Annotated in this window: 10 protein-coding genes; 2 read left to right on the top strand and 8 right to left on the bottom strand. The window is 64.2% G+C overall.

All coding sequences use genetic code 11. The features are described 5' to 3' along the window. Nucleotides 1-42: 42 nt before the first annotated feature. Genes soxA through AC0L2O_RS01155 form a run of 7 tightly spaced genes read right to left on the bottom strand, consistent with a single transcriptional unit; the run spans nucleotide 43 to nucleotide 6,034 of the window. The gene (gene soxA, locus AC0L2O_RS01185) at nucleotides 43-822 is read right to left on the bottom strand and encodes a sulfur oxidation c-type cytochrome SoxA (RefSeq protein WP_473368398.1); all 780 of its coding nucleotides are present in this window, start codon (nucleotides 820-822) and stop codon (nucleotides 43-45) included. Further along, the gene (soxZ, locus tag AC0L2O_RS01180; RefSeq protein WP_369725570.1) at nucleotides 819-1,139 is read right to left on the bottom strand and encodes a thiosulfate oxidation carrier complex protein SoxZ; all 321 of its coding nucleotides are present in this window, start codon (nucleotides 1,137-1,139) and stop codon (nucleotides 819-821) included. Before soxZ ends, soxA begins: the two co-directional genes overlap by 4 nt. Continuing rightward, complete coding sequence (locus tag AC0L2O_RS01175) at nucleotides 1,139-1,606, bottom strand: SoxY-related AACIE arm protein (protein ID WP_409189683.1); 468 nt, start codon at nucleotides 1,604-1,606, stop codon at nucleotides 1,139-1,141. Before AC0L2O_RS01175 ends, soxZ begins: the two co-directional genes overlap by 1 nt. 8 nt (nucleotides 1,607-1,614) lie before the next feature. Further along, a complete protein-coding gene (gene soxX / locus AC0L2O_RS01170) occupies nucleotides 1,615-2,067 on the bottom strand; it encodes a sulfur oxidation c-type cytochrome SoxX (protein WP_369725568.1) in 453 nt (150 codons plus the stop codon). Next, nucleotides 2,060-3,343, bottom strand: coding sequence for an FCSD flavin-binding domain-containing protein (locus AC0L2O_RS01165; protein ID WP_473368662.1), 1,284 nt, complete (start codon nucleotides 3,341-3,343; stop codon nucleotides 2,060-2,062). The genes soxX and AC0L2O_RS01165 overlap by 8 nt, the downstream gene beginning before the upstream one ends. Before the next feature lie 48 nt (nucleotides 3,344-3,391). Then, nucleotides 3,392-5,575: a xanthine dehydrogenase family protein molybdopterin-binding subunit gene (locus AC0L2O_RS01160; RefSeq protein WP_409189682.1), complete on the bottom strand. Its 2,184-nt coding sequence runs from the start codon at nucleotides 5,573-5,575 to the stop codon at nucleotides 3,392-3,394. Between the two features lie 9 nt (nucleotides 5,576-5,584). Beyond that, entirely contained in the window at nucleotides 5,585-6,034 is a 450-nt protein-coding gene (locus AC0L2O_RS01155) for a (2Fe-2S)-binding protein (protein ID WP_473368397.1), read from the bottom strand. Nucleotides 6,035-6,265: 231 nt separating this feature from the next. Between AC0L2O_RS01155 and AC0L2O_RS01150 the strand changes: the two genes are divergently transcribed. Next, the gene (locus AC0L2O_RS01150) at nucleotides 6,266-7,885 is read left to right on the top strand and encodes a B12-binding domain-containing radical SAM protein (RefSeq protein WP_473368396.1); all 1,620 of its coding nucleotides are present in this window, start codon (nucleotides 6,266-6,268) and stop codon (nucleotides 7,883-7,885) included. 10 nt (nucleotides 7,886-7,895) lie between these two features. On the opposite strand, the gene AC0L2O_RS01145 is transcribed toward AC0L2O_RS01150, so the two are convergent. After that, a complete protein-coding gene (locus AC0L2O_RS01145) occupies nucleotides 7,896-9,284 on the bottom strand; it encodes an MFS transporter (RefSeq protein ID WP_473368661.1) in 1,389 nt (462 codons plus the stop codon). Between the two features lie 492 nt (nucleotides 9,285-9,776). Here AC0L2O_RS01145 and AC0L2O_RS01140 point away from each other — a divergent pair, with 492 nt between their 5' ends. Further along, nucleotides 9,777-10,745 carry an ABC transporter substrate-binding protein gene (locus tag AC0L2O_RS01140; protein WP_473368395.1) on the top strand — a complete coding sequence of 323 codons (969 nt, stop codon included), beginning with the start codon at nucleotides 9,777-9,779 and terminating at the stop codon, nucleotides 10,743-10,745. The last annotated feature ends 97 nt before the right edge of the window (nucleotides 10,746-10,842 follow it).

Below are 10,842 nucleotides of genomic sequence, written 5' to 3'. Positions count from 1 at the left end.
CTAGCGTCCGTGCCGCGCCTGCCTAGCCCTAATCTCTGCGGATCATGGTCGCACAGCCGGCGTCTCCACGGGCATGCCGCGCGCCCGTGACATCAGATAGAGCTCGAGCGCGACAAGTTCGGGCGAACCATAGTCGTAGGCCTGGGCGCGGACACCGCTCATGCAGCTGCGCAAGCGCCGCTCCAGCGATCCCAGTGTCTGCCATTCCAGCCGATACAGCGGGTAGCCCGTCGGCTGTCCCTGGGTGATCGGCGCCCCCGCGAGGCGCTTGTCAAAGTTGTCGTCGTGGCAATTGGCGCAGGCCAGGTTGAGCTGGCCCTCGCGCTGCATGTAGAGATCGCGGCCCTGGTCGAGGAAAGGCTTTGCTTGCGGATCATCGCCCGCCGTGATCGCGGCGCCGCGCGACTGATGCGCAACGAAGGCGGACAGCGCCAGCAGGTCGCGGCCTTCGTAAGGCAGCGGTGTTGCTTCCTGATGATTGGCGCGGCAGAGATTGATGCGCTGATCGATCGTGACAGGCCGTCCGAGCGCCTTGTCGAAGGCGGGATAGCGCGCCGCGACGCCGTTCATGCTGGTCCGAGCATCGCCATGGCAGTCCGCGCAGGCTTTGTCGGCGTTCCCGGCTTTCTTGGTCCACAGCGCCTCGCCCTCGATCACGAACAGCATGCCGGGATTGGAGCTGTCGTCGTCCTGGATCGCGCGCGTTTCGGGCCCCATGAAGGCATAGCCGGAGCGGCGTGCCTCCAGCGGAATCTCGCCGGCGAGCAGGGCCGGGGTCGTGGCGAACAGGGCCGCCACCGCTATTGCGCGCCAGAAAGTCATTCGACCGTGATCGATGCCGATGCGGTGGACGAATAGCCGTTGTCGCCGATCCATTCGAACTCGAACCTGCCGCTCTCCTTCGCAACCGTGAAGAAAGACAAGTAGGGATTGGCCGCGATCGCGGGAAACAGATCGGCGCGAAAGATTTCGGTGCCGTTGTAGCGGCAGATGAAGCTCGTGATGATGTCGCGTGGTACGAGCGCGCCGTCCATCGTGTGCCGGAAGCCGGTTTCCATGATGTGCGAGGTCAGCGTGCGGATCTCGATGATGTCGCCGCGTTTTGCGCGTGCGGGAACGTTGATGAGGGCTGCGGCCATCAGTTTACCTCTTCGGTGCAGGCAGCCAGCGTCACGACGACATCGACTGTGACCTGCCAGAAGGTGTCGTCGGAGAGGCGGGCGATCGCGACCACCTTCTGGGTGTCGGCCAGCCGGATCCTGGTCGAGACCTGGGCGTGACCGGCCCAGGGGCCGAGATGGAAATTGCCAATGTTCGGCTGCGGGTTCTTTTCGTTAAACACATGGATGCTCTTGACGTAGTCCTCCGCCGTCATCGGGCTTGCAACACTGATCGTCATCGGGACCGTATTGCCGTTCTCGACCAGCGGCGGAATGTCGAGCTTGACCTTGCCTGTGCGGATCGGCGCTTCACCGACGACATTGCGGATCGCGCTGTTGAGCATGGCGGGCGTGGCCGCGAGCGGCCGCAGCGTGACGACCGGAATCGTCCCGGCGGCCGTGACGCTTCCTGCGAGCGTCAAAAACTGTCGTCGCGTGGTTCGCATGAACAGTCCTAGTCCCGAAGCGTTGCAAGGTAGGCCACGATGTCCTCGATCTCGCCGGCCGATAGTATCGGCTTGCCGGCAAAATTGCGCCCGACGCGGATGAGCCCGTCCGTGCGGTAATAGGACGGCATGATGGTCTCAGCGTTGAAGCGCGACGCATCCACCAACCGAAGCCGCAACTGGCTCGTCGACCAGCGGTTCCCCGCGCCCGTGAGATCGGGCGCGAGATCGCCCTGGAACCGTGTTTCCGGGAACGGCCCGGAATGGCAGAGGATGCAGGTCGTGGTGCGTGCCAATACCAGAGCGCGGCCACCTGCGGCATCGCCGGGCGCGCCTGTCAGCGATTTCGGAATGCCGTCGCCTACGATCTTGTAGGGCGTGGACACCTGCGCCGCCGCATCGACGGCGAATGCGAAGCTCGCTGCGATCAACACGGCGATACGGAAAATCGATCTAGCCAAAGGTGTCCGCCGTGATGGTTTGAAACCAGCCCTCCGCCTCGGCCGCCTCGCGGGCGCGCAGCTCGCGCGGCGCATCGACAGGGCTGGTCGCGCCGCCCTCGACTTCGGCAAAGATGTCGCCCCTGGGCTGATAGTTGCCGGCGAGCGAGAAGCCGTAACCGGGCGCGACGGTGTTGTAGCAGACGCCCGTGAGCCGTGGCACCTCTGGCGTGCGGCCTGCGAGGAGGCTGGCGATCGCGCCGGCGCAAGCCTTGCCTTGCGCGCTGGCGGCCGAGGCTGATTTGGGAATGCCGCCGCCGAGGCAGGCGTCACCGATCACGTGGATGTTCGGGATGAGTTTCGACTCGAAAGTGACGGGATCGATCGGGCACCAGCCGGTCGCATCCGCAGCGCCGGCGAGCTCGGCGATGCGTCCGGCGCGCTGCGGCGGAATCACATTGGCGACGTCGGGGGTGTAGTTGCCGAACTCGGTGATGATGGTTCTGGTCGAGGAATCCACGGAAGTGACGCGGCCGCCTTGCGACAGCGCCACCCGCTCGATCATGTCGCCATAGAGCTCCTTCCACGCCTTCTCGAACAGCCGCTGCTGTGAAAAATTGTCCTTGGCATCGAGGATCAGGACCTTCGAGCGCCGCTTGTTCGGCTTGAGATAATGCGCGATCAGGCTGGCGCGTTCGTAAGGCGCGGGCGGGCAGCGCGAGGGATTGGCGGGGATCGCAATCGCGACCGTGCCGCCGTCGTCCATCGCTTCCAACTGCCGGCGCAGCAGCGCTGTCTGTGCACCGGCCTTCCAGGCGTGCGGCATCGTTTCCGACGCGGCTTCGTCGTAGCCAGGCAGCGCCTCGACATGAAAGTCGATGCCGGGTGATAGCACGAGACGGTCGTAGGGCAGGGCGACGCCATCGGCTGTCGTAACGCTGCGCTGCTGCGGCTCGATGGTGGTCACGGCTTCGCCGATCACGATGACGCCCTCGGCGGCAATTTTGTCATAGCCAAACTGCTGCGCTTCGAGATCACGCAGGCCCGCAATCACTTCGTTGCTGAAAGGGCAGGAGGTGAAGACCGCGTTGCGTTCGATCAGGATGACCTGAAGGTCCTGCTGCACACGCTTCAGAGCACGGGCGCAGGCCGCGCCGCCAAAGCCGCCGCCGACCACGACGACGCGGCCTGCGGATTGCGCACGCGAAAGCGAGGGCCCCGCCAATGCGGCCGCCGCTGCGGTGATGCCCAGTAAGGCATTCCGCCGTGTCACCGGGCGCGTGGTCATCAGGATCATCCAGACAAGAGGCTGCGACGGCATTCTTGCGCCGCCGCAGCCGATCTCTCAAGCGAAGGTGATGTTCTGGTCGCGCAGCGGCACGGAGCGGATGCGCTTGCCTGTCGCCGCGAAATAGGCGTTGAGCACCGCGGGTCCGGCAACGCCGATGGTTGGCTCGCCGACGCCGCCCCAGAAGCCGCCGCTCGGCATCACGATCGACTCCACCTTCGGCATCGCAGCCATCCGCATCGAGTCATAGGTGTCGAAATTGGTCTGCTCGATGGCGCCGTCCTTGACGGTGCAGCCGCCGTAGAACAGCCCGCTGAGGCCGTACACGAACGAGCCCGCAATCTGGCGCTCGATCTGGGCTGGATTGACGGCGTAGCCCGGATCGGTCGCCGCGACGATGCGATGCACCTTGATCTTGGTGCCGTCGGTCACCGAGATTTCCGCAGCCGCCGCGACGTAGCTGCCGTAGGAGGCGAAGTGCGCGAGCCCGCGGAAGACGCCCTGCGGCGGTGGCGTGCCCCAGCCGATCTTCTCGGCCACGGCCTCCAGCACTGCAAGATGCTTCGGGTGGTCCTTCATCAGCTTGCGCCGGAACTCCAGCGGGTCCTGGCCTGCCGCCTGCGCCAGTTCGTCCATGAAGCATTCGACATAGATCGCGTTCTGGTTGACGTTCACACCGCGCCAGAAGCCCGGGATGATGTGCGGGTTGCGCATGGAGTGCTCGATCAGGAGATTGGGGACCGAGTATCCGAACGGCGCGTCACCCTTGGCATTGAGGCCGGCGAAAGTCGCGGGATCCATGCCGTTGACCAGCGCTTCCGGCCGCAGGCTTGCAAGGATCGACTGGCCGGAGATCCGCATATGGAATGCCGTCAGATTGTTGTCGGCATCAAAACCCGCGGTCAGCTTGCATTGCGTGATCGGATGGTAGCGGCCATGCGTCATGTCCTCTTCGCGCGTCCATAGCAGCTTGATCGGCGTGCCTGGCATCTGCTTGGCGATCAGCACCGCCTGCCGTACGTAGTCGGTCTGGCCCCGCCGGCCGAAACCGCCGCCCAGCAGCAGCTTGTTAACGTCGCATTTCTCGGCCGGAAGCTCGGACGCTTCCAATGTCGCAGCGAAGGCCGCCTCGCCATTCTGCGTGCCGCACCAGACCTCGCACTTGTCCGCCGTGTAGAGCGCGGTGGCGTTCATCGGCTCGAGCGTGGCGTGGTTCTGGTAGGGATAGTTGTAGGTGGCTTCGATCGTCTTCGCCGCGCCGGCCAGTGCTGCCTTGGCGTCGCCGTTGGAATTGCCGACATAGGCCGGGCCGCTGTCGAGGCCTTCCGCCAGCCACTTTGCGATCGAGGCGCTCGAGACCTTCTTGTTCTCGCCTTCGTCCCAGACGATCGGCAGTGCATCGAGCGCGCTCTTGGCGTGCCAGAAGGTGTCGGCCACGACCGCCACCGCGCTGTCGCCGACCTTCACGACCTTCTTCACACCCTTCATGCCGGTGATCTTGGCTTCGTCATAGCTCTTCAGCTTGCCGCCGGTGACGGGACAATCCTTGATCGCGGCGTTGAGCATGCCCGGCAGCTTGACGTCGATGCCGTAGACGGTAGTGCCGGTGACCTTGTCCGGCGTGTCGAGCCGCTTGACGCCCTTGCCGATCAGCTTCCAGTCCTTGGGGTCCTTCAGCTTGACGTCGGCGGGCGGCGCCAGCTTTGCTGCGGCCTCGGCAACCTTGCCGTAGGTCGTGGTCTTGCCCGATGGCGTATGAGTGATGACGCTGTTGGCGGCCGTGCATTCGGAGGCCGGCACCTTCCAGTCATTGGCCGCCGCCTGGATCAGCATCATGCGCGCGGTGGCGCCGCCCTTGCGCACATAGTCGTGCGAGGCGCGGATGCCGCGGCTGCCGCCGGTCGAAAAGTCGCCCCAGATGCGCCTGCGGGCGACGTTCTGTCCGGGCGAGGGGAATTCAGTCGTGACCTTCGTCCAGTCGCATTCGAGTTCCTCGACGACGAGCTGGGCGAGGCCGGTGAGCGAGCCCTGACCCATCTCGGAGCGCGCAATACGGATCACGACGGTGTCGTCGGGCTTGATCACGACCCAGGCGTTGATCTCGGGCGATCCGTCTGCCGCGCGGACCACGGCCGGACCGCCGAAGGGAAGATCGAGGCCGATCGCCAGGCCAGCGCCGAGCGCGGTGCTGCCGATGACGAAGGCGCGGCGGTTCATTCGGGGTGAAACATGCTTGTTCATGGCAGCTCCTTACGCGCTTGCGATCGTGTGGATCGCTTCGCGCACCTGTTGGAAGGTGCCGCAGCGGCAGATGTTGGTGATGGACTCGTCGATGTCGGAGTCGGTCGGTTTCGGGTTCTCGTTCAGGAGTGCCGCAACCGCCATGATCATGCCGCTCTGGCAATAGCCGCATTGCGGAACGTCCTGGGCGATCCAGGCTTCCTGCACCTTGTGCAGCGTGGCGCCGGAGGCGAGCCCCTCGATCGTGGTGATCTTCTTGCCCTCGGCCTCGCTGACCGTGACCCCACAGGAGCGCATGGCGACACCGTCCATGTGAACCGTGCAGGCGCCGCATTGTGCAATGCCGCAGCCATATTTGGTGCCGGTCAGGCCAGCATTCTCGCGGATCGCCCAGAGCAGCGGGGTATCCGGCTCGACGTCGAGCGAGAAGGTTTTTCCGTTGATTGTCAGGTTTGCCATCGCAAGTCCCCTAGATTGGCCCGATCCATCGATCGGACTCGCGCGCAATGTGTCCGGCAAACCGGAACTGTTCAAATCAACAGTCTGAGGGTGGCAGCCGAAGATTCGCCCCGCCAGTGCCGCGGTCTGGGGCGACATCAAAGCTTCAGCCGCGAGCGACGGTTTGTTCCTTTTCTAGGGGTGCAACACGGAGATGCTCTGCTACACTGGGTCGAAGCCAAAAGGGGTTCCATGAAGGTGCAGCGGCGTTGCAACGTACTGATGCTCTATCCGCTGTTCACGGCGGAGTCGTTCTGGAGCTTTGGCGAATCCTGCAAATTGATGGGTGTCCGACGCCCGGCTGCGCCGTTAGGCCTGATCACGGTCGCCGCGATGTTGCCCGAGAGCTGGACGGTCCGCCTGATCGATTGCAACACGCAAGCCTTCGACGACGACGATCTCGCCTGGGCCGACGTCGTCTTCACCGGCGGAATGCTGCCGCAACAGGCCGACACGCTGCGCCTGATCGAACTATGCCGCGCAGCGGGCAAGCCGGTGGTGGTCGGTGGTCCCGATCCGACGTCCAGTCCACACGTCTACGAACGGGCCGACTTCCGGGTGCTCGGTGAAGCCGAAAGCGTCCTCGACGAATTCATTGCGGCCTGGGACAGCGGCGCGCGCTCCGGCGTTTTCACCGCGCCGAAATTCCAGGCCGACGTCACCAGGACGCCGGTGCCGCGTTTCGATCTGCTGAAATTCGAGGACTATCTCTATCTCGGTGTGCAATATTCGCGCGGCTGTCCGTTCACCTGCGAGTTCTGCGACATCATCGAGCTTTATGGCCGCGTGCCGCGGACCAAGACGAACGAGCAGATGCTGATCGAGCTCGATACGCTCTACAACATGGGCTATCGCGGCCATCTCGATTTCGTCGACGACAATTTCATCGGCAACAAGAAGTCGCTCAGACTGTTCCTGCCGCAGCTGGCCGAATGGCAGCGCGCGCACGGCTATCCCTTCGAACTTTCGACCGAGGCCTCGGTCAACCTCGCCGACGATCCCGAGCTGCTGGAGCTGATGGGCGCGGCCAATTTCTTCGCCGTCTTCGTCGGCATCGAGAGTCCGGATCCCGCGACGCTGGTCGCAATGCGGAAGAAGCAGAACACACGGCGCAACATCGCCGAGAGCATCCACAAGATCTACGCCGCGGGCATGCTGGTCACCGCCGGCTTCATCGTCGGCTTCGACAACGAGAAGGTCTCGATGGCGGATGCCATGGTCGACTTCATCGAGGAAGCCGCTATTCCCGTCGCCATGGTCGGCCTGCTCTATGCCTTGCCGAACACGCAGCTCACGCGCCGCCTCGCCACGGAAGGCCGGCTGCATGCGGACCACGATCTGGCATCGACCACGGGCGGCGACCAGTGCACCGGCGGCATCAATTTCGATCCGGTGCGGCCGTTGCGCGATATCCTGACGGACTACAAGACCGTGCTGGAGCGCGTCTATAGTCCGGCCGCCTATGCCGGCCGTGTCGACAAACTGATGACGTTGCTCGACCGCTCCAGGCAGCGCCACGAACTCACCGAGGGCGACATCCGTGCCAAGGTCGGCGCGATGGAGACGGTACATCGCGTGGTCACCGCCATTCCCGAGGCGCGCGGACCGCTCTGGCAGACCTTCATGAACTGCGCCAAGCGCGACACGTCGTCGGCGCGAATCGCGGTGCAGATGATCGCCGCCTATGCGCATCTCGGACCGTTCTCGCGCAAGGTCATCGATGCCATCGATGTGCGTCTGGCCGAGCTGGACGATCAGACGGTGGTCCCGCCGGCGACTGCCGACGCACCGGCAGCGCGGCACCTCGCTTGACCTGACGGTTCTATTTCACCGCGAGCCGCAAAAAGCTCATCACGCTGCCGAGCGCGCCGAAGCCTGCGCCCAGCGCCAGCGCGACTGTCGCGCCGTTATGGCCGGCCACGGCGAAGCAGGCCGCGGCGACCGCCGCGCCCGTGGTCTGTCCGATCAGGCGCGCGGTGGCGACGATGCCCGAGGCGCTGCCGCTGCGATGTGGCGGCGCGCTTGACATCACCGCCTTCATGTTCGGCGCCTGGAAGAAGCCGAAGCCCATGCCGCAGATCGCCATTCGCCAGATGATGTCGGGAATGCCCGGATTGGCCGGCAGCATCGCGAGCAGGGCCATGCCCAGTCCGAGCAGCACCAGCCCAATGCCGCCCAAAAGGCCGGCCGCGTAGCGATCGGACAGGCGGCCGGCGATCGGCGCCATGATCCCGACCACCAGCGGCCATGGCGTCATGAAGAAACCGGTCTCGACCTGCGAGCGCCCGAGCACATCCTCGAAATAGAACGGCAGCGAGACGAAGGCGAGGCCCTGGACCGCGAAGGAGCAGACCGCAGTCGCGGCCGACAGTGCGAACATCGGCCGGCTGAACAGGTCGATCGGCAGCATCGGTGCGGGATGGTCGGCGTGACGGCGCATCAGGACGAAGCCGAGTACCAGCGCCGCAACCAGCTCGATCGCCACCATGGCAGGCGACAGATTATGCGCGGCGCTGCCGATCCCCGTGATGAACAGGCCGAGGCAGGCCGAGGCGAGGGCGGCGCCGAGAAAATCGAAGCCGTGATCCGCCCGCGGCGTCTTCGGCAGCATCGCAAACCCGATGCCGATGGCCACGAGGCCAAAGGGGATGTTGACCGCGAACAGCCACGGCCACGGACCGACCGCGAGGATGGCGGAGGCGATCGAGGGTCCGAAGGTGAAGGCGGTCGCGACCACCATCGCGTTGTGGCCGAAGCCGCGGCCCTGCATCCGGCCGGGATAGACGAAGCGCACTAGCGCGGTGTTGACGCTCATGATGCCGCTCGCGCCGAGGCCTTGCAGCGTGCGCGCCACCAGCAGGCTCTCCAGCGACCAGGCGACCGCGCAGAGCAGCGATGCCACGGTGAACAGGATCAGGCCGCCGAGATAGATGCGCTGGTGTCCGACGATCTCGCCAAGCGCGCCGAGCGGCAGCAGCGTCGCGACCAGTGCGATCTGATAGACGTTGACGACCCAGACCGATTGCTCCGGGCTGACATGCAGATCGGCCGCGATGGCGGGCAGCGCAATGTTGGCGATCGCGGTATCGAGCGAGGCCATTGCCAGCGCGGTGAAGATCGCGGCAATGGCCCAGCGCCGCCGCTCCGTTGGCAGGCCGTCTGAAGCTGTGCGTTCGGGCTCGCGCGCGGCGGCAGGTAGTGTCATTGTCATTGCCTGCGCGTGCTCCGGCAGCTGGGCTTCGATGGTCTGTCCGGCATGTACTACGCCCAACGCTGCTTCCACAGGCATATGGTTGCATGCTGTGTATGCGCGAAGGTCAGTCGATCGCGCCGGCTGCAGTATGCGGTCGGGCATGCGAGCCTGAGCCCTCAAAACAAAAAGATCGAAAACAACCCCATGCACAGTAGAAGCAGCCTTGATCGGTAAGGGATTTTCGAATTGTGCCGTGACAACATTCTTCACCGCGACGATGTTGACTCGTCGGGCAAAACACCGGCACGATGTGATCCTGGCAAAAAGGCTGGTGTGTGCGCTTGAACGCGCAATGTCCGCCGCTGGAGATGGGAGCGGCCATCGCATATGGGGCCAATTTCTCTGTGGCGATCCTTCGAGACGCCCGCCTTTGGCGGGCCCTCAGGATGAAGACCGGGTGTGCGGCAGCAGACTACATTGAATCGGCACCATCCGCTCAGGAGTGAGGAATTGAAGCGCCGCGACGTCATCGTGTTGCTGGGTTTGTCGATGGCATCGCCAGCCGCAGCGCAGATGCCGCAGCCGACTTTGGGATTGCTCAGCTTCAGCGAATTGGCGGATTGGGCCATCAAGCCTTTTCGGGCCGGTCTCGAGCAGGGTGGCTACATTGAAGGCAGGAACCTGACGATCGTCTATCGTTCGGCGGAGAAACAGTTCGACCATTTGCCGGCTTTGGCGGCCCAGCTCGTAGAGAGCCGGGTGTCTGTTATCTTTGCGACCGGCTCGCCGGTGCCTGCGCGAGCGGCGAAAGCGGCCACGACGTCGATTCCGATCGTCTTTGCCTATGGCGGCGACCCGGTCGGCGACGGTCTTGTTGCGAGCTTCAGCCGTCCTGGAGGCAATGTCACCGGCGCAACCTTCATCGGCACCGAGCTCGTGTCGAAGCGGATGGGCATTTTGCGTGAAATCATGCCCGAGGTTTCAGATGTCGCGTTGCTGGTGAATCCCAAAGGCACGCTGGCCGATGTGCAGATCAAGGAGGCGACAGCCGCAGCTCAATCCCTGGGATTGACGCTGCATGTCGTGAATGTCTCCAGCGAGAGCGAGTTCGATGACGCTTTTGCGACGATGCGCAAGTTGAAAGTCGGAGCATTCCTGTCCAGCACTGATCCTCTGTTCGGATTCAGTGGCCGCAATCTGCACATCGAAAAGGGACTTGGAGCCGGGATACCGCCCATTTGCGTAGGAAACGTCGATGTCGCTGACGGATGCCTGTTCAGCTACGGTCCCAACCTGTCGGACACGTGGCGACAGGCGGGTGTCTACGTTACGCGCATCCTCAAGGGTGAAAAACCCGCTGACTTGCCGGTCGTGCAGCCCACCAAGTTCGATCTCGTCATCAATCTCAAGGTCGCTACGCAGCTCGGCATCCATGTTCCGCCGACGCTGATCGCTCGTGCCGAGCAGGTCATCGAATGAAGGCGGGGGCGCGGTGCGGTGTTGGCGCGAATAGCCGATCGGTTCTATGACGCGATGTCAGATTCGGAAAAGGCGCCCGGAGAACGACGCGTCGCGT

The sequence above is a fragment of the Bradyrhizobium sp. Kon10 genome (genome assembly GCF_055807395.1).
This window is presented reverse-complemented; position numbering and strand designations above follow the sequence as displayed.

Bases quoted from the DNA above. Each gene is read 5' to 3' on its own strand.
- soxA (WP_473368398.1), bottom strand. From the start codon at position 822: ATGACTTTCTGGCGCGCAATAGCGGTGGCGGCCCTGTTCGCCACGACC.
- soxZ (WP_369725570.1), bottom strand. From the start codon at position 1,139: ATGGCCGCAGCCCTCATCAACGTTCCCGCACGCGCAAAACGCGGCGAC.
- AC0L2O_RS01175 (WP_409189683.1), bottom strand. From the start codon at position 1,606: ATGCGAACCACGCGACGACAGTTTTTGACGCTCGCAGGAAGCGTCACG.
- AC0L2O_RS01165 (WP_473368662.1), bottom strand. From the start codon at position 3,343: ATGATCCTGATGACCACGCGCCCGGTGACACGGCGGAATGCCTTACTG.
- AC0L2O_RS01160 (WP_409189682.1), bottom strand. From the start codon at position 5,575: ATGAACAAGCATGTTTCACCCCGAATGAACCGCCGCGCCTTCGTCATC.
- AC0L2O_RS01155 (WP_473368397.1), bottom strand. From the start codon at position 6,034: ATGGCAAACCTGACAATCAACGGAAAAACCTTCTCGCTCGACGTCGAG.
- AC0L2O_RS01150 (WP_473368396.1), top strand. From the start codon at position 6,266: ATGAAGGTGCAGCGGCGTTGCAACGTACTGATGCTCTATCCGCTGTTC.
- AC0L2O_RS01145 (WP_473368661.1), bottom strand. From the start codon at position 9,284: ATGACAATGACACTACCTGCCGCCGCGCGCGAGCCCGAACGCACAGCT.